Origin of the sequence: Serratia sp. AXJ-M (genome assembly GCF_046531865.1) — a bacterium.
In the GTDB taxonomy this organism is placed as follows: domain Bacteria; phylum Pseudomonadota; class Gammaproteobacteria; order Enterobacterales; family Enterobacteriaceae; genus Serratia; species Serratia liquefaciens.
Window position 1 is genome coordinate 3653265 of sequence record NZ_CP059394.1, and the last position, 19727, is coordinate 3672991.

At 58.6% G+C, this 19727-nt stretch carries 17 protein-coding genes; 5 read left to right on the plus strand and 12 right to left on the minus strand.

What is annotated here, in order from left to right; translation table 11 throughout:
• Positions 1-16: 16 nt before the first annotated feature.
• Positions 17-382 carry a copper resistance protein gene (locus H0S68_RS17090; RefSeq protein ID WP_217331668.1) on the minus strand — a complete coding sequence of 122 codons (366 nt, stop codon included), beginning with the start codon at positions 380-382 and terminating at the stop codon, positions 17-19.
• Between the two features lie 305 nt (positions 383-687).
• On the opposite strand from H0S68_RS17090, the gene flk reads away from it, so the two are divergent.
• On the plus strand, positions 688-1716 hold the full coding sequence (gene flk, locus H0S68_RS17095; RefSeq protein ID WP_046373034.1) for a flagella biosynthesis regulator Flk: 1029 nt from the start codon (positions 688-690) through the stop codon (positions 1714-1716).
• Between the two features lie 95 nt (positions 1717-1811).
• Here the strand turns inward: flk and H0S68_RS17100 are convergent, their stop codons facing one another.
• Positions 1812-2267 carry a rhodanese-like domain-containing protein gene (locus H0S68_RS17100; protein ID WP_410528866.1) on the minus strand — a complete coding sequence of 152 codons (456 nt, stop codon included), beginning with the start codon at positions 2265-2267 and terminating at the stop codon, positions 1812-1814.
• Between the two features lie 93 nt (positions 2268-2360).
• Between H0S68_RS17100 and H0S68_RS17105 the strand changes: the two genes are divergently transcribed.
• Positions 2361-3794 (plus strand): PLP-dependent aminotransferase family protein, encoded by a 1434-nt coding sequence (locus H0S68_RS17105; RefSeq protein WP_410528867.1) that lies wholly within the window; start codon positions 2361-2363, stop codon positions 3792-3794.
• Positions 3795-3826: 32 nt separating this feature from the next.
• Here the strand turns inward: H0S68_RS17105 and H0S68_RS17110 are convergent, their stop codons facing one another.
• A complete protein-coding gene (locus H0S68_RS17110) occupies positions 3827-4723 on the minus strand; it encodes an endonuclease/exonuclease/phosphatase family protein (RefSeq protein ID WP_020827894.1) in 897 nt (298 codons plus the stop codon).
• A 214-nt stretch (positions 4724-4937) separates the two neighbouring features.
• On the opposite strand from H0S68_RS17110, the gene pepT reads away from it, so the two are divergent.
• On the plus strand, positions 4938-6170 hold the full coding sequence (gene pepT, locus H0S68_RS17115; protein ID WP_122079923.1) for a peptidase T: 1233 nt from the start codon (positions 4938-4940) through the stop codon (positions 6168-6170).
• A 43-nt stretch (positions 6171-6213) separates the two neighbouring features.
• Here the strand turns inward: pepT and H0S68_RS17120 are convergent, their stop codons facing one another.
• Complete coding sequence (locus H0S68_RS17120) at positions 6214-7326, minus strand: SLC13 family permease (protein WP_046373030.1); 1113 nt, start codon at positions 7324-7326, stop codon at positions 6214-6216.
• A gap of 157 nt (positions 7327-7483) precedes the next feature.
• Between H0S68_RS17120 and apbE the strand changes: the two genes are divergently transcribed.
• Positions 7484-8515: an FAD:protein FMN transferase ApbE gene (apbE, locus tag H0S68_RS17125; protein WP_410528868.1), complete on the plus strand. Its 1032-nt coding sequence runs from the start codon at positions 7484-7486 to the stop codon at positions 8513-8515.
• Positions 8516-8561: 46 nt separating this feature from the next.
• Here the strand turns inward: apbE and H0S68_RS17130 are convergent, their stop codons facing one another.
• From H0S68_RS17130 to fabB, 7 genes are all read right to left on the minus strand, one after another.
• The gene (locus H0S68_RS17130) at positions 8562-11681 is read right to left on the minus strand and encodes an efflux RND transporter permease subunit (RefSeq protein WP_410528869.1); all 3120 of its coding nucleotides are present in this window, start codon (positions 11679-11681) and stop codon (positions 8562-8564) included.
• Positions 11678-13129 carry an efflux RND transporter periplasmic adaptor subunit gene (locus tag H0S68_RS17135; protein ID WP_410528870.1) on the minus strand — a complete coding sequence of 484 codons (1452 nt, stop codon included), beginning with the start codon at positions 13127-13129 and terminating at the stop codon, positions 11678-11680. The genes H0S68_RS17130 and H0S68_RS17135 overlap by 4 nt, the downstream gene beginning before the upstream one ends.
• Positions 13126-14385 carry a TolC family protein gene (locus tag H0S68_RS17140; protein WP_261158590.1) on the minus strand — a complete coding sequence of 420 codons (1260 nt, stop codon included), beginning with the start codon at positions 14383-14385 and terminating at the stop codon, positions 13126-13128. The genes H0S68_RS17135 and H0S68_RS17140 overlap by 4 nt, the downstream gene beginning before the upstream one ends.
• A gap of 10 nt (positions 14386-14395) precedes the next feature.
• A complete protein-coding gene (locus H0S68_RS17145; RefSeq protein WP_020827901.1) occupies positions 14396-14719 on the minus strand; it encodes a copper-binding protein in 324 nt (107 codons plus the stop codon).
• Between the two features lie 68 nt (positions 14720-14787).
• Positions 14788-15210 (minus strand): hypothetical protein, encoded by a 423-nt coding sequence (locus H0S68_RS17150; protein ID WP_020827902.1) that lies wholly within the window; start codon positions 15208-15210, stop codon positions 14788-14790.
• A 203-nt stretch (positions 15211-15413) separates the two neighbouring features.
• A complete protein-coding gene (locus H0S68_RS17155; protein ID WP_020827903.1) occupies positions 15414-15635 on the minus strand; it encodes a membrane protein in 222 nt (73 codons plus the stop codon).
• Between the two features lie 210 nt (positions 15636-15845).
• Complete coding sequence (fabB, locus tag H0S68_RS17160; protein ID WP_020827904.1) at positions 15846-17060, minus strand: beta-ketoacyl-ACP synthase I; 1215 nt, start codon at positions 17058-17060, stop codon at positions 15846-15848.
• Positions 17061-17230: 170 nt separating this feature from the next.
• Here fabB and mnmC point away from each other — a divergent pair, with 170 nt between their 5' ends.
• Positions 17231-19255 carry a bifunctional tRNA (5-methylaminomethyl-2-thiouridine)(34)-methyltransferase MnmD/FAD-dependent 5-carboxymethylaminomethyl-2-thiouridine(34) oxidoreductase MnmC gene (gene mnmC / locus H0S68_RS17165; protein ID WP_410528871.1) on the plus strand — a complete coding sequence of 675 codons (2025 nt, stop codon included), beginning with the start codon at positions 17231-17233 and terminating at the stop codon, positions 19253-19255.
• Between the two features lie 46 nt (positions 19256-19301).
• Here mnmC and H0S68_RS17170 read toward each other — a convergent pair whose 3' ends face one another.
• Positions 19302-19583 (minus strand): YfcL family protein, encoded by a 282-nt coding sequence (locus tag H0S68_RS17170; RefSeq protein ID WP_020827906.1) that lies wholly within the window; start codon positions 19581-19583, stop codon positions 19302-19304.
• Positions 19584-19727: the final 144 nt, after the last annotated feature.

A 19727-nucleotide genomic window follows, 5' to 3' on the forward strand; every position in this document is an offset into this window, starting at 1 on the left:
CAAACGGGCGATTAACTCATTCACGGAAGACGCATAATCGGAGATGCACCCTGAGGGTGGGAGGGGAAATCACTCTGGGAGGAGGAATGCGCAAGCGCGCAGCCACGGTAGGCGCCAACAGCGCCAGCAGCAGGCCAAGCCCGAACAGCACGGTTTCAAACATCACCGGCGGTGAGGCCAATAAGGATTTAGCGCTCAGTTCACAGGGGGTAGGTTGCAGTTCGGCGGCATCGTCGCCGGCGGATGGCGCAGCGCTGGCAGCAGGAATCCCCATCGCTTGCTGCAACGCATGCAGGCTCGCCATGCGCTGAGTCATGCAGGTCAGCACCACCAGGCAAGCCAGGCATAAAAACCATTTCGCAATCCGCTGCTGTTTAACCATGCCGCCCTCAATTCCAAGTCTGCGCTTATCTTAGCGGCGCAGGCGCGTTTAGCAATGTTTTGCCTGTAAAGAAATGTCTTACGACGGTATTGATGGCGGGCATTTACGGGTATCATAGGCGCACACCTGCGCTTTTCGCCGGGTACGACGATTATTCTTTCCCCAAAGTCATGGGTGTTGCGGCAAGGCGGCAAGCAAGCGAGTCTCGATGAGCTTACTCAGGTAAGTGTTTCGAGTGAGATTGCGCAGACCACACCGCGGCAACGCCAGCTAAACTGGGGGATACACAGCGAAGGACAGGTGATATGCAACCTTTGAGTGGACCGGGCACCCCGATCGCCAGCGATCGTCCTTCAACCCCGGGCAAAACCACCCCCACAGACGATAGCCCGCTCTCCCCGGCGCAGCGTACGACGCTGGAGAAGCTGGTGGTCAAAATCATGGCGCTAAGCCCGGCCAAATCCGCAGAGATTTGGGTCACGCTGCGTCACGATCTGCAGACAGACAACAGCAGTGAACTGCTGGCGCGTCATTTTCAGCCGGCCGAGCAACTGCTGCAAAACCGTCTGACGCAGGTACAGCAAAACCATGCCAGTCGCCAACTGATGCAGCAGCTTACCGAACTGTTGCCGCAGGGCAATAACCGCCAGGCGGTGAGTGATTTCATTCGCCAGCAGTTTGGCCACACGGTACTGAGCCAGTTGAGCCACTCGCAGTTGCAGCAGGTACTGAATCTGTTACAGACCGGCAGCCTGACGATCCCTCACCCGCAGCAAACTGCCACCAGCGATCGCCCGCTGCTGCCTGCCGAGCATCAAAGCCTGCAACAGCAGGTCACCAAGCTCAGTGCCGCCACCGGCGAGTCGCCGGCCAAGATCTGGCAAACGCTGTTTGATCTGACCGGGGTTAAAACCAACGATCCGCTGCCGGCGCGCCACTTCCAACTGCTGAACCAGTTTTTGCAGGTGAAGGTCGCGCTGAGTCCACAAACCGCGCCGACGCTGAACAACCTGCTCGCCGTGCTCAAACAGCCGGCGGATGCGCAGGAGCAGCAGCAGTTGAATGACTACTGCCAGTCCCGCTTCAACTGCAATGCCAGCGCCCCCTTGACCCACCCGCAGATGAGCGACGTCATCAACCAGCTATTTGCACGTCGTCTGGAAAAAGCCGGTCATGCTCAGCCGATCATCGGCAACGCTACCGAGCCGCAACCGCTGCTCAATCCGCTGATTGCCGCCCTGCCCCAGCCGCTACAAAAAGCGCTGAGCAAACCGGCGGTGACGCTTATCCTGTTCATTTTGGTGCTAGCTCTGGTATTGGCGCTGGTGTTTTAACGCTTTCCCTTCCCAAACGATTTCTGGCCTGTGGATGCCCTGTCCAGGGCCAGACTCGAATGCTGATGTTAACTTCGCGGTAACTCCGGCCAACGTCAGGCGCAGCCACAGTCCTCTCCACTGGCACTTCCCACCAGCGAGCCCGGCAGTTCACCGGTGGCCAGGGGATGACCATCACGTATCCAGAAGTCCAATCCACCAATCAGCTCTTTCACCCGCAGCCCCTGTTGAGCCAGTTTGTAAGCCCCTTTGGTCGAACCGTTGCAGCCGATGCCATCGCAATAAGTGACGTAAACCTTGTCGCGATCCAGATGCGCCGTGCCCGCCTCGTCCATCAAGCGGTGCGGCAAACTGATAGCGCCGGGAATATGCCCGGCCGCATAGAGCGCCTCTGCACGGGTATCGATCACCAGGATCTCACTGACCTCGTTGCGCAGATCCTCCGCCACGTCCCACGCATCCGCGTAATAACTCAGCTTTGCGGCCAGATAATCCAGGCTCTGGGCCGCGCTGCCCGGTGGAAAAGCCAAAACCAATGAAGATACCGCCATGGAATTCACTCCTGTAGAGAAAGACTGATGACAATATTGCCTGATTTTGGTCTTATGCTTGATACCCATTTTCGCCCATGGATAAGTCCCATTATGGCTAACGCATTGCCCACTCTGTTTCATCAACCGGAACACGCCGGTGGCACCTTGCGTGAACGCGTCTGCAGCACGCTGCGCCGGGCTATTCATCATGGGGCTCTTGGCCCTGGGCAACGCTTGCCCTCATCGCGGGTTCTGGCTGAAGATTTGGGCGTCTCGCGCGTAACCACCGAAGCAGCCTATGCCCAGTTGGAAGCCGAAGGCTATCTGCAGCGCCGCGTTGGTCAAGGCACCTTCGTGGCGATCAACATCGTCAAGTCGCCATCCGCCGCCAAAGTCAGCGGCGAACCCCGCCTTTCACAACGCGGCACGCAGATCGCGCAAACCGGTGGCTGCCACGATCCACTGCAGCCTCTGCCCTTCGCTGCCGGTTCGCCGGATTTACGTGCTTTCCCGCTAAAACTGTGGAAACAGCTCACCGCTCAACAACTGCGTCTGCGTGGGGAAGCTCTGATGCGCTATGGCGATCCTCAGGGCTACTTTCCGCTACGCGAAACCATTGCCGGCTATGTCAGCCAGACGCGCGGCGTTAACTGCGATGCGCAGCAGATCGTGGTGCTGACCAGTTCGCAGCAGGCCCTGCAGCTGATTGCCACCCTGCTGTTGGATAGCGGTGACAAAGTGTGGATGGAAGACCCCGGTTATCGCGGTGCCAGAAACGCCTTTAGCAGCGTCGGAGCCGAACTTGTCCCGGTCAAGGTGGACGACGCCGGACTGATGCCCGATGAACACCTGCCTGCACCTCGACTGATTTACCTGACGCCCTCGCATCAATACCCCACCGGCGTAGCACTCAGCCTGCCACGCAGGCTCGAGCTGCTGGCGCTGGCACAACGGCAGCGGGCCTGGATTATTGAAGATGATTACGACAGCGAGTTTCACTATGACGGCCAGCCGATGCCGGCGATGCAGGGGTTGGATCGGCACGGCAACGTGCTTTATCTGGGCACCTTTTCCAAGGCGCTGTTTCCTTCCCTGCGGCTGGCTTATTTGGTGTTGCCACCGGCGTTAGTGGAGCCTTTTACCACCGCACGCACGGTATACGACGGCCACAGCGCCCAATTGATGCAGGCGGTGACCGCCGAATTTATCCAGCAGGGGCACTTTGCCGCTCATATCCGCTATATGCGCCAGCTGTACCGCAGCCGTCGTGACCTGTTACTGGCGGAGGTGCAGGAAAAGCTTGGGCATTTCGCCACCCCGCAACCGGCAGGGGGCGGCTTGCAGCTCAGCGTTTGGCTGCCGCCCGGGCAGGAGAGCGCCCTGACTCAGCAGGCGCAGCGCCTGGGCGTAGTCACGCCCGGATTGACGGCACAGTACCAAACCCCGAGCCTGCGGCGCGACGGCTGGCTGCTGGGCTTTTCCGCCCTGACACCGGGCGAGATCCGCGCCGCCGTCGAGCGGTTGACGCGGATCTTGCCTGCTTGACCTTGCGGGACGCTTGGCGGCCCCGAGTCAGGTTACTGCTCGGTCAACCGCAGCTCGGCCACCAACGGCAGGTGATCGCTGACCGCCGGCCAGTGAATGCCGTTCCAGTCGCCGCTGGCGTTCGGCACCGTCAGGCTGTCCAGATGCCAGCGCTGGGCATTGCCGCTAAAGATATAATCGACCTTGATTTCGGCGTTTTCCGCCGGCCAGCTGCGGCCATCCTGCTGCTTGGGCATGATGTCGTTCCAATAGCGGCTCAGCTCAGTCCAGGTGACGCTACCCGGCACGTCGTTCATATCGCCGAACAACAGCTTGATACCGCGCATTTCAATCGTGCGGTCATTCAGTTCGCGCACCTGATCCAGCCGCATCGCCGGATCTTCCTTGGTGTCCAGATGGGTATTGATCAGGGTAATCGGCGCCGGGAACTCGGGCACGTCGGTCTGGGCGCTGAATGCAATTCGCTGTTCGCGCTGACCGGAAGGCAACGGGTAAATTTTGCTGTCATGCAGCGGGTATTTCGATAGGAACGCCAGCCCATATTCGCCGCCGTCAAAATCAATCGCGCGGCCGAACGCGACGTGCATACCGGTCAGTTTGGCCAGTTCCTCCGCCTGATCGAGCTTGCCGCTGCGGCCGGTCAGTTTGTCCACCTCCTGCAGCGCCACCACATCGACATTCATCGCCTTGATCGCTTTGGCGATTGCGGTCATGTCGCTGACCTTGCCGGCGGCGATATTGAAGCTGGCTACGCGGATCTTCGGTGCCTGCTCCAGGCTATAGGTTTTGTTTTTCAGACCGCCGAGCGCACTGGCCACTTCACGGCTATTGGCGTTGCTGTTGGCATGGCCACCATCGGTGGATGACCAGGCCGTATGCGATATTCCCAGGGATAACAAAGTGATAAGTAAAGCATGACGTGAGCGCATGTATTCTCCTTTAACGATCCTATTATTTGGGGGCACCCGTTCCCCCACAGCTAACAACGATTTTGCCGCAGTTACCCGAGACTATTTCCTAGTTGTGCCGCTATTTTTTTATTCTGCGCGGCATCTCGCATTCCGGCAGCGAAAGCATTGCACCATTGGACAACCGGCTGATTTAGCTTTAAAACCGTTAGACCGCTTATCGAGAGGAACCCGCATGACCAGCGCCATTGCCGAACAGCTCACCGAACGTTTCTTCCGCTATCTGGCGGTGACCAGCCAGAGCGACGCCGCCGCAACCACCCTGCCCAGCACGCCGGGCCAACATGATATGGCCAAGCTGCTGGCGGCCGAACTGCGCCAGCTAGGCATGCAAGACGTGCAAATCGACGAGCACGCTACCGTGACCGCCCGCAAACCCGGCAATCAGCCAGGCGCTCCGCGTATCGGCTTTATCACCCATATCGATACCGTTGACGTTGGCCTGTCGGCCCATATTCACCCGCAGCGCCTGCGCTTTACCGGCCAGGATCTGTGCCTGAATGCCGAACACGATATCTGGCTGCGCACCGCCGAACATCCGGAGATCCTGGCCTATCCGAATGAAGAAATTATTTTCAGCGACGGCACCAGCGTGCTCGGCGCCGATAACAAAGCGGCGGTCACGGTGGTCATGACCCTGCTGGCCAACCTGAGCGCCTCCGATCGCCACGGTGACATTGTGGTGGCCTTTGTCCCGGATGAGGAAATTGGCCTGCGCGGCGCCAAAGCGCTGGATCTGGCGCGTTTCGAGGTGGATTTTGCCTATACCATCGACTGCTGCGAGTTGGGGGAAGTGGTGTATGAGAACTTCAATGCCGCAGGTGCGGAGATCCGTATCGAAGGGGTCACCGCGCACCCCATGTCGGCGAAGAACGTGCTGATCAACCCGATTCGCATCGCCAACGACATCATCAACCAATTCGACATCAAGGACACACCGGAACATACCGAGGGGCGCGAAGGCTACTTCTGGTTCAACGATCTGACCGCCAATGCCAACCTCGCTACGTTGAAAGTGTCGATCCGCGATTTTGACCTGGCCGGGTTCAATGCGCGTAAAGAGCGCATTCAGGAAGTGGTGCGACAGGTGGCGGCAAACTACCCGCGCGCCAAGGTCAGCTGCAAGGTGACGGATATCTACAGCAATATCAGCAACTCTATCGGGGAAGACCAGCGAGCCATTGAGCTGATTTTCGGTGCCCTGGCCGCCCACGGCATTCCCCCCAAGGTGATCCCGATGCGTGGCGGCACCGACGGCGCCGCACTCTCCAGCCGTGGGCTGCTGACGCCGAACTACTTCACCGGCGCGCACAATTTCCATTCGCGCTTTGAGTTTCTGCCGATCAGCGCCTTTGTGAAATCCTATCAGGTGACTCGCAGCATCTGCTTGCTGGCGGCACGCGGTTAGACGCCATGGTGTAAAAGCGCGGTATGGCAGGAAAATACCGCGCTTAAGCCAACAGCCAGCCAAGCAAGCCGGCCCAGACCAGTAACGGCAACGAAAAGTAATGAAATTTCAGCCAAATTTTGCGCTCGTCCGCCATACGCAGCGCAATCAGGTTCGCCAGCGAACCGATCGCCAGCCCAAAGCCACCGGCGTTGACCGCATAGGCCAGCAGTTGGCTGGAAGGCACGTAGTTGAGCATTAAAATGGTCGCCGGCACGTTGCTGATCACCTGCGACAGGCCAATCCCCAAAGCGTAAATGCCCCCGTTACCCAGCGTAGCGATATCGGCAAACCAAGGCTGGATCGCCTGCAAGCGGGTAAACAGCCCCACGTCGATGAACATGGCGATAAAGACGAAAATCAGGCTCCAGTCGATCTGCAGCAATACCCGACGCGCCAGCAGCAAAAAACCGACGAACACCGCCAACAGGCCATACAGCGGCAGATCAAGATCCAGACACAGCAGAAAAATCACGTACAGCGCCACACAGCTCAGCAACAGGCGTAGCTGATACGGATAACCTTCGGTGTGCGGCGCTTTAACGATATCCCGCGCCGGGAAGCAGAACCCGGTCAGCAGCAGCAAACTGACCAGCATCACTACGCCAAACGGTGCCATTTGGCCAATGAACCCCAGGAAAGAGAGTGAAGACTTGCTCCACAGCAAAATGTTTTGCGGGTTGCCAATCGGCGTCAGCAATGAACCGGCATTGACCGCCAGCGCCTGGAAGATAATCAACCGGCCAATCGGTAACGACGACAGTTTTTTCAGCGTGATGGTCAGCGGAATGACGATAAACAACGCCACGTCGTTGGTCAGGAACGACGACAGCAACGCGGCGGAAAACACCAGAAACAGCGCCAATCGCCGCTCGCTGTGCAGCGTATTGATGATTTTGCGACCGACAAAATCGAAATAACCGCTGACCTCGACGCCCTTGGTGAGTAACATCAATCCAAGCAGCGTAATGATGGTGCGCCAGTCGATAAAACTGTTTAACGCAGGCAGCTGTTGCGGGTTAAAGGCCGCCATCAGTACGCCGACTAACAGCAAAATATGCAAAAAACGATCTTTCAGGAACGGCTGAATCAGCCGGGAAACGGCGTTTGAACTCATGTTGAGCGCTTCAAAAAAACAACCAGGGATCAGGAACCAGACGTTAGCCCAAGCACGGCGGCAACGCCAGCAAAATGCTCTTTTACCGTTAACTGCTTTTCATTTGCCGCGCTTTACTTTATTTGTAGCGCCTTTCACTGTTTCAAAGGATGTTTTCATGGCTAACGTTTTTGCCAAAGGGCTGTTGCTGAGTGTGACCATCGGCTTACTGGCTGCCTGTAATGACCCGGATACCCGCCCACAGATCGACATTGAAGGCAAAACCATGGGCACCTTCTACAGCGTCAAGGTCAGTGGTGACGTGGCGGTCAATAAACAGCAGTTGCAACAGCAGATTGACGCCGTGCTGGAACGCGCCAATGACGATATCTCCACCTATCGCAATGATTCTGTGCTTTCGCGTTTTAATCAAACCCAGAGTACCGAGCCACAGCCGATCCCGCGCGGAATGGCGGATATTATCCTGATGGCTCAGCGCATTGGCCGCGACACTCAGGGCGCGATGAATATCACCGTGGGTCCGCTGGTGAATTTATGGGGCTTTGGCCCAGACAAGCGTGTGGTCAAGGTACCGAGCCAACAGCAAATAGAGGCGGCACAAAAAAATATTGGCCTGCAGCACCTCAAGCTACTCAGCAACAGCCGTGGCGAATGGCTGCAAAAGGACTTGCCCGGGATGTATGTTGATCTCTCGACGTTGGGCGAAGGCTATGGCGTCGATCAGTTGGTGCAGCTGATGGCCCGTAATGGTATCACCCATTATCTGGTGTCGGTCGGCGGTGCGGTTTCCTCGCGCGGCGTTAACGGGCAGGGCAAACCCTGGCGCGTGGCGATCCAAAAACCGACCGACCGCGAAAATGCGGTTCAGGCGCTGGTTGATTTGCAGGGTTACGGCATCAGCACCGCCGGCAGCTACCGCAACTATTTTGAACAGGACGGGCAGCGCTATTCGCACGTGATCGATCCCACAACCGGCAAGCCGATTACTCATCGCCTGGTCTCCGCTACGGTGATAGCGCCCACCGCGCTGGAAGCCGACGGCTGGGATACCGGGTTGATGGTGCTGGGGACGGAAAAAGCGCTCAAACTGGCGGAAGAAAAAGGCTTGGCGGTCTACCTGATCAGCAAAACCGATGATGGGTTCAGCGCCGTAATGACGCCGCAGTTCAAGGCGTTTCTGGTGAAATAGTTTCTGTGCGGTAAAGACGGGGCGCAGTGCACTGCGCCCCGCTTGCTTATCCTTTTCGGTGCAGTAACAGGTAGACCACAGGAACCACCAACATCGACAACAGCGGTGCACTGAGCATGCCGCCAATCATCGGTGCCGCAATGCGCCGCATTACCTCAGAACCGGCACCGTTACCCCACATGATCGGCAATAGCCCGGCCATAATGGTGGCAACGGTCATCACTTTTGGTCGCACCCGCAATACCGCCCCCTCGGTGATGGCATCCATCAGCTGTTTTTGCGTGAGCGGCTGCCCCGGCTGGCGATGTTTTTCCAACGCATGGTTCAAGTACAGCACCATTATCACGCCGAATTCCGCCGCCACACCCGCCAGCGCGATAAAGCCAACTGCCCCGGCCACCGACAGGTTGTAGTTCAGCAGATAGAGCAGCCACACCCCGCCGATCAGCGCAAACGGCAGCGTCGCCATGATCAACAACGCATCACGCACGCTGCTGAAGGTGACAAACAGCAGCACGAAAATGATTGCCAATGTTACCGGCAGTACGATTTTCAACTGAGCGCTGGCACGTTCAAGATATTCAAACTGCCCGGACCAGCTCAACGACACCCCGGCCGGCAGCTTGACCTGCTGCGCGACGGCCTGCTGCATCTCTTCCACCGCCGATTTGAGATCGCGCCCGCGCAGATCGACATAAATCCAGTTGGAGAGCCGCGCGTTTTCACTTTTCAGCATCGGCGGCCCTTCGCTAACCCGAATATCCGCCAGCATCGACAGCGGCACCTGGCCACCGCTGGCGGTCAGTACCGGTAACGCCTGCAACTGCTGTACCGAATCACGCACCTCACGCGGATAACGCACATTGATCGGGTAACGCGCCCGGCCCTCGACGGTTTCGCCAATGTTTTCGCCGCCCACCAGCGTCGCCACCATGGATTGCAGCTCTTTCACCGAAACGCCGTAGCGCGCAGCCCGCTGACGGTCGATATCGATATCCACGTAGCGGCCGCCGGTGATGCGTTCTGCCAGCGCAGAAGTGACGCCCGGCACCTGCTTCACCACCTGCTCAATCTGCCCGGAAATCCGTTCGATATCGGCCATGTTATTGCCGTTCACCTTGATGCCCACCGGACTTTTGATTCCGGTGGCCAACATGTCCAGCCGATTGCGGATCGGCGGAACCCAGACGTTGGCAATACCCGGCACTTTGACCACCGCATCCAGTTCCGCCACCAGCTTGTCCATGGTCATGCCCGCTCGCCACTGGTCACGCGGTTTGAAACGAATGGTGGTTTCCAGCATGGTCAGCGGCGCGGGATCGGTAGCGCTTTCCGCCCTGCCGGCCTTACCGAACACCGTCGCTACCTCCGGCACGGTTTTGATCAACCTGTCGGTCAGTTGCAGTAGCCTGCTGGCCTCGCGCGCCGACATCCCCGGCAGCGAGGAAGGCATATACAACAGGTCACCTTCGTCGAGCTGCGGCATAAATTCACTGCCCAACCGGCTAAGCGGATAGGCGGTTAACAGCAACAGCAGGCACGAAATCCCCAGCGTGGTTTTTGGCCGTGCCAACACCGACGCCAGCACCGGCTGGTACAGGCGGATTAGCCAGCGGTTGATCGGATTGGCATGTTCGTCGGGAATGCGGCCGCGGATAAAGTAGCCCATCAGCACCGGCACCAGCGTAATGCCCAGACCGGCTGCCACCGCCATGGCGTAGGTTTTGGTGTAGGCCAGCGGGGAGAACATCCGGCCTTCCTGCGCCTGCAGGGTGAACACCGGAATGAAGGACAGCGTGATAATCAGCAAACTGCAAAACAGCGCCGGCCCCACCTCCACCGCCGCCTGCTCTGAAATGCGCCAATAATCCGTCGACGTCGGCTGCTGTCCAGGATGGCGTTGCCGCCACTGCTCCAGCACCTTATGCATGTTCTCAATCATGACGATGGCCGCATCCACCATGGCGCCAATGGCGATGGCGATTCCCCCCAGCGACATGATATTGGCGTTTACGCCCTGGTAATGCATCACCACAAAGGCGCCAAGAATGCCGAGCGGCAGCGTGATCATCGCCACCAGCGCCGAACGAAAATGGAACAGGAACAGCGTGCACACCAAAGCCACCACGATAAACTCCTCCAGGAGCTTGTGGGACAAGGTTTCAATTGCATGTTCGATCAGTTGGGAGCGGTCGTACACGGTCACAATTTCCACACCCGGCGGCAGGGTCTGCTGAACCTCCTGCAGCTTGACCTTCAGCGCGTTGATGGTTTCCAGGGCATTTTTGCCGTAGCGCATCACGACGATGCCGCCCGCCACTTCGCCCTCGCCGTTCAGCTCCGCCACGCCCCGGCGGATCTCCGGCCCTTCGCGCAGTGTTGCCACTTGCGACAGCAGGATCGGCACACCGTCACGCACGGTGATTACCACGTTGGCAAAATCGCTGAGTTTTTTCAGGTAGCCCGAGGTGCGAACCATATACTCCGCCTCCCCCATTTCCAGCAGCGCCCCGCCGCCTTCCTGGTTGGCGTCCTGAATGGCACTGACTACCTGTTGATGGGTGATGTTCAGCGCGCGCAGGCTGGGTGGATCCAGCACCACCTGATATTGGCGTACCATGCCGCCCACGCTGGCCACTTCCGCCACGTTGGGCACGGTTTTCAGTTCAAACTTCAGCGTCCAGTCTTGCAGCGCGCGCAGGTCGGCCAGGCTGTGCTTGCCGCTTTTATCCACCAGGGCATACTCGTACACCCAGCCGACGCCGGTGGCGTCCGGCCCCAGTGCCACCTTCACCTGCGGCGGCAGTGAGGATTGCACCTGGCTGAGCGCCTCCAGCACCCGCGAACGCGCCCAGTACAAATCGGTGCCGTCCTCGAACAACACGTAAACGTAGGCGTCGCCAAACATGGAAAAACCCCGTACCGTTTTGGCCCCCGGCACCGAGAGCAACGTGGTGGTCAGCGGATAGGTCACCTGATCTTCAATTACCTGCGGAGCCTTGCCCGGATAGGTGGCACGGACAATCACCTGTACGTCGGAAAGATCCGGCAGCGCATCCAGCGGCGCTTTCTGCAATGCCCAGATCCCCCAACCGGCCAACAGCACCGAAGCCAGCAGCACCAAGAGCCGGTTGCGCAGCGACCAGCGGATCACGAAAGCAATCATAAGTGGCCCCCATGTTCAGCGCTTGTCGGCACGATTTGGCTGATATGTGAACCTTGTTCATCAACGCTAAAGTGGATTTTTACGCTATCACCGGGTTTGATACCGGCAGGTATTCCCCCTGGCGGCAGGGCAAAATCCATGGTCATCGCCGGCCACTGCAGCTCCGGCACGGGGCCGTGGGACAGCGTGATGGTGCTCTCGTTCACGGCATCCACCACCCCCTCGGCCTGATATTGTTTCACCTCGTTTTGCGCCGCCATTTGTGGCAAGGCACTGCGCATGCTGGCCTCGGAATCAATCAGGAATTGGCCGGAGGTCACTACCCTTTGCCCAGCATTCAGCCCACGTTTGATTTCTACCCAGCCGTCCTGCACACGACCGGCCACCACGTCAACCGGCGTGAAGTGCCCATTGCCTTCGGCGATCAACACCCTATTGCGATCGCCGCTGTCGATCAGCGCCTCCTGCGGTATCGCCAACACCGGTTGGCCGAGGTTGCCGTGTGACAATGTCAGTTGCAGGTACATGCCCGGTCGAAGCTTTTGTTGAGGGTTTTTCAACAGGATGCGCGCTTTGAAGGTTCGGGTCAGCGGATCGACATTGGCCAGCAGTTCGCTCACCTCGCCTTCAAATCGTTCACCAGGCCAGCTGGCGGAAGCGGCCTGCACCTTATCGCCCACTTTCAACAATCCGGCCTGCGCCTGCGGATAATCGGCAACGATCCACACCGGATCGAGGCTGGCTAGTTCAAACAGCCCCTGCGCGGCCGTCACCTGAGCGCCTTCGAGCACGCTCAGCTTATTCACAAAACCATTTTCCGGTGCCGCTATCTGCACCCGCGGTTCGGGTTTACCTGAACGTTCCACCTGCCGGATCACCGCCTCGGGCATAAACAGCAGCTGCAACCGCTGACGTGCAGCGGCGGTCAGTGCGCTATCGCCCAGTTTGCGTATTGCCAGATATTCCTGCTGTGCCGCACTCCAGTCGGGGATCCACAGCAATGCCAGGGCTTCGCCCTTTTTCACCTGTTGCTGACTGGCACGCACGTAGAGTTTTTCCACCAGTCCGTTGGCGCGGGCGGCGACAATCTGAACCCCGCGTTCATCGGTGGCGACGCTGCCGAAAGCGCTCAGTTGTGGCTCCAGTTGGCGCAATTGTGCAGCTTCGGTGCGAACGCCCAGGTTCTGCTGTTGCCGGGCGCTGATGGTCACGCCCCCTTCCGGTTCAACCTCATCGGCATAGCGCGGCACCAGTTGCATATCCATAAAGGGCGATTTACCCGGTTGGTCAAAACGCTGCCCCGGCATCATCGGGTCGTACCAATAAAGCACCTGCCGCTCACTCTTGACGGCCGGCGCAGGCGCTTCTCCCGCTGCGCCAAACCAGTATCCCGCCAGCCCAGTGCCAATCAGCGCCGCTAACAGCGCCAGCTTGAATTGTATTTTCATTGCATTGATTCCTGAGGGGTAAGATAGCGAATGGCGGCCCAAATCTGTGCCAGTTCCCTGGCAGCCTTGCCGGCGCTGAGGCGACTGTCGAGCAGCGCCCGCCGAGCTTCCAGTACCGCCGACAAATCGCTTTTACCGCTGCGGTACTGCGCTAACAGCAAAGTGACCCGCTGTTGTTGCAGGGGAATAGCCTGCTCCTGTTGGCGTTGCCACTGCGCCTGAGCCGCCTGATATTGCGCCAACAGCGTATCGAGCTGTGCCTGATGATCACGGATCAACAACGTGAGCCGATCGTTGGCCTCCATGCTGCGGGAAACATCAGCGGCATAGTCCTTATCCTGCCGCTGCGAGCGGAACAACGGCAGATCGACGGTAAACATCACCCCGGCCAAATCCTCGTACTCGTCGGCCCGTTTGCCGTAATACACCTCGACGCCGACGTCCGGTATCGCCGCCACCTCTGATTGCGCCGAACGTGCCTTGGCGACGTCCGCCTCACGGCTGGCCTGCAACACCTCGGGGTGTTGCCTGATGGCCTGCCGCAATACTTCGCTGTCCGCCGGTAAACGTTCAAAGCGCGGCATGGCCCCGGCGGTATCCGTCGCAGACAGGCCGGTCAACTGCGTCAGACGCGCCTGCGCGACAGCAACATCACGCTGCGCCTCGCTGATGCGATCCTGCATGCTTAGCAGCGCCAGCCTGGCATCCAGCACTCCACTCGCTGGGGTTCCCCCACCGGCTACCGCAGCACGCTGAGTGGCAATCTGGCGTTCACTCTCCGTCACCAGGGCTGAGGCATCCCGCAGGGTTTGCCGGCTCAGCGCCAGCGCCAGCCAGGCCTGCGCGGTTTGCTGTTGAAGGCGAGCGCGAATGGTGGCGCTGCCCGCATCCGTCTGGCTGGCTTCGGCGCGCAGGGTATCCGCTTTACGCTGACGTTTGGTGCTGCTGACGTAATCCTGCATGATGCCGATTCGTCCCATGGTCATGCCTTCGCGGGTAAAACGCTGAGCGTTGCCGCCCTGCACCGGCACGTTTTCAATGCCGAACTTCAGCTTGGGATCGGGCAACTGCATTGCCGAATCCGCCATGTTCTGCAAGGCGTCAACCTGATGACGATTAGCGGATAACTCCGCCGAATAACCTTCGGCCGCCGTCAATGACTGTTGCAGCGTCAGATCCGCCGCCAGGGTGGCCGGTGCCCAACAGGCAAGCAGCAGCCAGCCCACCCGCCAAGGGTGAGAAAGGATAATGGTCATAACGCCTCCGTTATGGTCGAGCGGCGGCGATGGCGATCAGCTGATAACCGCCGTCGATCGGCAGAAAGCTGAAATCAACCTCGGTACCCACCGGCAAGACGGCGAATGAAGGCGATGAAGGGAGCAGGAAGCTCATGGTCATTGGCGGCCAACTGAGTGCAGGAATGGCCTGGTGCGCGATAGACACCTTTCGCTCATCCCAGCTTTTGACGACGCCCTGGCTGTGGATTTCAACGGCAGTTCTTGCGGCAGGATCCTGCATTGCCATATCGGCAGCGCTGGCGCTAAAAGAGAAAAACAGGGCGATCACTACGGCAGCAAATACATTACGCATAACGGGTACTCCATAAAATAGTTAACAAACGCGGAAAACCGTCGGGGACGGCAAAGCGGTTGTCAGAACTATTCACGGAACCGGCAGAAAACGATCTCTGCCGGCGGACCTGTTATCGGGGGCGTTTGCCAGGTATTGGAGGGGACTGAACGAGACGGGAAAGGCGTAATAACGGCCAATTCGCTGCTGGTGGGCAGCGCAGCCAACGTCAGGTTGCTGTGATCCTGTTGGGCTGACTCCGGAACGCAGTGTTTCTCACACAGCGGCTCTTGGGTCTGCATCTGCTGCTGCGACGGCACGCTGTTTTGCATATGCATCATATGCTGAGCCATCGGCGCTTCACCGCTGAACTGCAGGTTGCAGTTGTGGCTGGCCAACGCCAGTTGAGTATTCAACAACAGCCAGCTGACGACCAATAACCATGCGCAGGCCCGCTTTTTAGCAAAGCGCAGGCGGTGCATGGATAAGGAGATGGACGCCAAAGCCGACATCAGATCGTTCCAGAGTGGGAGATAGCGGGAGTATATCGACCCGGACCGGGCGCAGGAATGGAATTTACATCCGCTGACAAAGAACTGCTCATCTGTGGGCCGGTAATATAAATGCCATGACTTCAATCAACTGGCGGCGGATTACCCAAACAAAAGCCCAGCAGATGCTGGGCTTTTAAACCGGGAGACTCTCCGACGGAAGGTTATTTGGTCAACGCGATAATACCCAGCGTCAGACCGGCAACTGCCGCCGCCCCACCGGCGATGGCGCCAGCGGTTTCCCAGTTGTCCTGCGTAGTGCCTTTCATGCAGGTATTGGTGTGCACCAGACGGCCCTGGTCGTCATAGACCGGGACACAAGGGGAATCGGTCGCGCACCCAGCCAGAATGACCGACAGCAATCCAACCGCAATTAACTTTTTCATACTCTTGCCTCAATGTTCGATCACTCTGAAACGCTACGCCGAGTGATATTCGCGCTATTGAGCCATTGTATGCGCAAAAGGCTGAACAAAGCGTTAATGATCCGTCAGGAGATGTAATTTGGGATAACTCCTAGCGGCCCGTCGGCAGGGATTGCAGGCATTAAAAAGCCCGCAAAAATGCGGGCTTGATCCAGAACCTTGAGGCCGGAATTACTTCTGCAGCTTACGCATCACCAGCGTGGCGTTGGTGCCGCCGAAGCCAAAGCTGTTGGACATCACGGTGGTCAACTCGCGTTGAGTTGGCTCAGTCACGATGTTCATGCCAGCGGCTTTCTCATCCAGGTTATCGATGTTGATGCTCGGCGCGATAAAGCCGTGCTCAACCATCAGCAGGCTGTAGATCGCTTCCTGCACGCCCGCGGCACCCAGTGAGTGACCGGTCATCGCCTTGGTGGAAGAGATTGCCGGGGTGTTGTCACCAAACACTTCGCGAATGGCACCCAGCTCTTTCACGTCGCCCACCGGCGTGGAGGTGCCGTGAACGTTCATGTAGTCGATTGGGGTATCAACGCCCTGCAGAGCCATCTTCATGCAGCGCACCGCGCCTTCACCTGATGGAGCCACCATGTCGGCACCGTCGGAGGTCGCACCGTAGCCGATGATTTCAGCATAGATGTGCGCACCACGCGCCAGAGCGTGTTCCAGCTCTTCAACCACCACCATACCGCCGCCGCCGGCGATGACGAAACCGTCACGGGCAGAGTCGTAAGTACGAGAAGCTTTTTCAGGGGTGTCGTTGTAGCTGGTGGACAGTGCGCCCATCGCATCGAACTCACAGGCCATTTCCCAGCACAGCTCTTCGCCGCCGCCGGCAAAGACCACGTCCTGTTTGCCCAGTTGGATCAGTTCAACCGCGTGACCAATGCAGTGTGCAGAGGTTGCGCAAGCAGAGCTGATGGAATAGTTAACGCCACGAATTTTGAACGGGGTTGCCAGGCAAGCGGAAACGCCTGAAGCCATAGCCTTGGTCACCATGTACGGACCCACGCCGCGCAGGCCTTTGGCACGCATGCCATCGGATCCGGCAACCTGGTTGCGCGGAGAACCACCACCTGAGCCAACAACCAGACCGGTGCGATCGTTGGAAACCTGATCGGCAGCCAGACCTGAGTCCTTGATGGCTTCTTCCATGGAAAGATAGGCATAAACGGACGCGTCGCTCATAAAGCGCATCACTTTACGGTCAATCAGACCCGTAGTGTCCAGTTTAACATCGCCCCATACGTGACTACGCATGCCGGAATCTTTCAGCTCCTGGGAGAAAGTGATCCCAGAACGTCCTTCCTGCAGGCTCGCCAGGACCTCCTGCTGGTTGTTACCAATGCTGGAGACGATTCCCAGGCCAGTAATCACTGCACGTTTCATTCAATACCTCTTCCACAATTTTACATTCGGGATTTTGCATCGCACTTTAGCGTACAGATGTACGCCGAACAAGTCCGATCAGCGTTTTTCAGCTTTATTCTTATCCAGTTTGCGCCATAGCGCCAGCGCCGTTAGAATCCCGTCACCCCTTGAGTTACGAGCAACTAACCGTGAGCCACGCCCCGATCCAAACCGCAGCGTTATCCTGGAATGAACAGGGTACACCTGTTTCGAAACAGTTTGATGACGTCTACTTTTCCAATCAGGATGGGCTGGAAGAAACCCGCTATGTGTTTCTCATGGGCAACCGACTGCCGCAACGTTTTGCCGACCACCCTCGCCCGCTGTTTATCGTGGCGGAAACCGGCTTCGGCACCGGGCTTAACTTTTTGACGCTGTGGCAGGCCTTTGCCGGTTTCCGCACGGCGATGCCGGAAGCCCCGCTTCAGCGCCTGCACTTTATCAGCTTTGAAAAATTCCCGCTGCTGCAGGCCGATTTGGCGGCGGCGCATGCCCGCTGGCCGGAACTGGCGCCATATGCCGATGAATTACGCGCTCAATGGCCGTTGCCGCTGCCGGGCTGCCACCGCCTGCTGCTGGCCGAAGGGCGCATCACGCTCGATCTGTGGTTTGGCGACGTGAACGCGTTGCTGCCTCACTTCGACGCCAGCATTAACCGTCAAATCGACGCCTGGTTCCTCGATGGCTTCGCCCCGGCAAAGAACCCGGATATGTGGACGGAGCAGCTGTTCACCGCCATGGCGCGCTTTGCCCGGCCGGGCGGCAGCCTTGCCACCTTTACCGCCGCAGGCTTCGTGCGTCGCGGCTTGCAGCAGGCCGGTTTTGATGTCATCAAAACCAAAGGCTTCGGCCAGAAGCGAGAGATGCTGACCGGCGAGTTGCCTGCCGATGCGCCGGCCGTCGCTCACCCTGCTCCCTGGCTGAAGCGCCCGGTGGCGGAGAATACCGATGATATCGCCATCATTGGCGGCGGCGTCGCCAGCGCGCTAACCGCCCTCGCCCTGTTGCGACGCGGCGCAAAAGTCACGCTGTATTGCGCAGATCCGCAGCCGGGCGAAGGGGCATCAGGCAACCGTCAGGGCGCACTCTACCCTTTGTTGAACGGCCGAGCCGATGCGCTGGAAAATTTCTTCAGCGCCGCGTTTCCGTTTGCCCGTCGTCAGTACGATGCACTGGTGCGACAGGGCGTGGAATTCGACCATCAGTGGTGCGGTGTGAGCCAACTGGCCTTTGACGAGAAGAGCGCCGGGAAAATTGCCAAGATGCTGGCGGTTGAATGGCCGCAGGCGCTCGCCATGCCGGCCGACCGCGCTACGCTCAGCGCCTTGTGCGGCGTCGACAGCGGTTTTGGCGGCATTAACTACCCGCAGGGTGGCTGGCTGTGTCCGGCCGAGCTGACGCGCAGTGCGATTGCGCTGGCGCAACGTCAAGGGATGCGCTGCCATTATGACGCTACGCTCAGCGCTCTGACCGTCCAAGAAGCAGGTTGGCAACTCAGCTTTAGCCAGGGTGAAATTCGGCAGCATGCGACGGTGATTCTGGCCAACGGCCATCGGTTGTCCGAACTGACGCAAAGTGAAGCGCTGCCGGTTTATGCGGTGCGCGGTCAGGTATCCCATATTCCTACCACGCCGCAGTTGAGTGCATTGAAGCAGGTGCTGTGTTACGACGGCTACCTGACGCCGGTGAATGCCAATAATCAGCAGCACTGTATCGGCGCCAGTTACCAGCGCGGCGAGACCGCCACCGAATACCGCGAAGAAGAGCAGCAGGAAAATCGGGCTCGCCTGCTACGTTGCCTGCCGGATCAAACCTGGCCGCTGGAGGTGGACGTCAGCGACCGCCAGGCGCGCTGCGGCGTACGCAGCGCCACTCGCGATCACCTGCCAATGGTAGGTGCAGTACCCGACTACCAGGCCACGCTAACGCAGTACCAGGATTTGCAACGTCAACACCAACGCGGTGAAGCTATCGCCAATGCGCCGAGCTACCCCAATCTGTTCATGATTGGCGGGTTAGGCTCTCGTGGGTTGTGCTCGGCCCCGCTGGCGGCAGAGATTTTGGCGGCGCAGCTGTTTGGCGAACCTTTGCCGGGCGACGCAGACCTGTTAGCGGCGTTGAACCCGAATAGAATGTGGGTAAGGAAATTACTGAAGGGACGTGCGGTAGCGTAAGAAAAATCACGCAGGGCGCCGGCGACAGCGCCCTGCAGAAGCACTATCAGGCGGTAGGCAATGCCGTTTTGTACAGCGTTTCCCACATGCCATACACCAGTGCCTGATCCGGTGGTGACAGTTCACCGGCGGCAATGGCTTTATGCAGGCTGCCTTCCACCTGCGCCTTCAGCGCTTCAGCGGAGTGTTCACCCAGCTCTTCGACCTCGGCAACCGCCAACGTCAGATGACCGCGCAGGTAGCCACCGGCAAACAGTTCATCATCGCTGGCGTGCTCTACCATGTCATCAATCAGCGCCAAAATGCGCGCTTCGAATTCTGCGATCATCAAATTTCCTCTCATACCCTTCATCTTTCAAACTCTAGCGTTGTTGGCTGCGCTCACGTACCCCAGTCACTTACCTGAGTAAGCTCCTGGGGATTTGTTTGCTTGCCGCCTAGCTACAGCTTGAAAGCTATTGGGTATCTATTT

Coding starts and splice junctions, on each gene's coding strand:
- H0S68_RS17090 (WP_217331668.1), bottom strand. CDS start 382: ATGGTTAAACAGCAGCGGATTGCGAAATGGTTTTTATGCCTGGCTTGC.
- flk (WP_046373034.1), top strand. CDS start 688: ATGCAACCTTTGAGTGGACCGGGCACCCCGATCGCCAGCGATCGTCCT.
- H0S68_RS17100 (WP_410528866.1), bottom strand. CDS start 2,267: ATGGCGGTATCTTCATTGGTTTTGGCTTTTCCACCGGGCAGCGCGGCC.
- H0S68_RS17105 (WP_410528867.1), top strand. CDS start 2,361: ATGGCTAACGCATTGCCCACTCTGTTTCATCAACCGGAACACGCCGGT.
- H0S68_RS17110 (WP_020827894.1), bottom strand. CDS start 4,723: ATGCGCTCACGTCATGCTTTACTTATCACTTTGTTATCCCTGGGAATA.
- pepT (WP_122079923.1), top strand. CDS start 4,938: ATGACCAGCGCCATTGCCGAACAGCTCACCGAACGTTTCTTCCGCTAT.
- H0S68_RS17120 (WP_046373030.1), bottom strand. CDS start 7,326: ATGAGTTCAAACGCCGTTTCCCGGCTGATTCAGCCGTTCCTGAAAGAT.
- apbE (WP_410528868.1), top strand. CDS start 7,484: ATGGCTAACGTTTTTGCCAAAGGGCTGTTGCTGAGTGTGACCATCGGC.
- H0S68_RS17130 (WP_410528869.1), bottom strand. CDS start 11,681: ATGATTGCTTTCGTGATCCGCTGGTCGCTGCGCAACCGGCTCTTGGTG.
- H0S68_RS17135 (WP_410528870.1), bottom strand. CDS start 13,129: ATGAAAATACAATTCAAGCTGGCGCTGTTAGCGGCGCTGATTGGCACT.
- H0S68_RS17140 (WP_261158590.1), bottom strand. CDS start 14,385: ATGACCATTATCCTTTCTCACCCTTGGCGGGTGGGCTGGCTGCTGCTT.
- H0S68_RS17145 (WP_020827901.1), bottom strand. CDS start 14,719: ATGCGTAATGTATTTGCTGCCGTAGTGATCGCCCTGTTTTTCTCTTTT.
- H0S68_RS17150 (WP_020827902.1), bottom strand. CDS start 15,210: ATGTCGGCTTTGGCGTCCATCTCCTTATCCATGCACCGCCTGCGCTTT.
- H0S68_RS17155 (WP_020827903.1), bottom strand. CDS start 15,635: ATGAAAAAGTTAATTGCGGTTGGATTGCTGTCGGTCATTCTGGCTGGG.
- fabB (WP_020827904.1), bottom strand. CDS start 17,060: ATGAAACGTGCAGTGATTACTGGCCTGGGAATCGTCTCCAGCATTGGT.
- H0S68_RS17170 (WP_020827906.1), bottom strand. CDS start 19,583: ATGATCGCAGAATTCGAAGCGCGCATTTTGGCGCTGATTGATGACATG.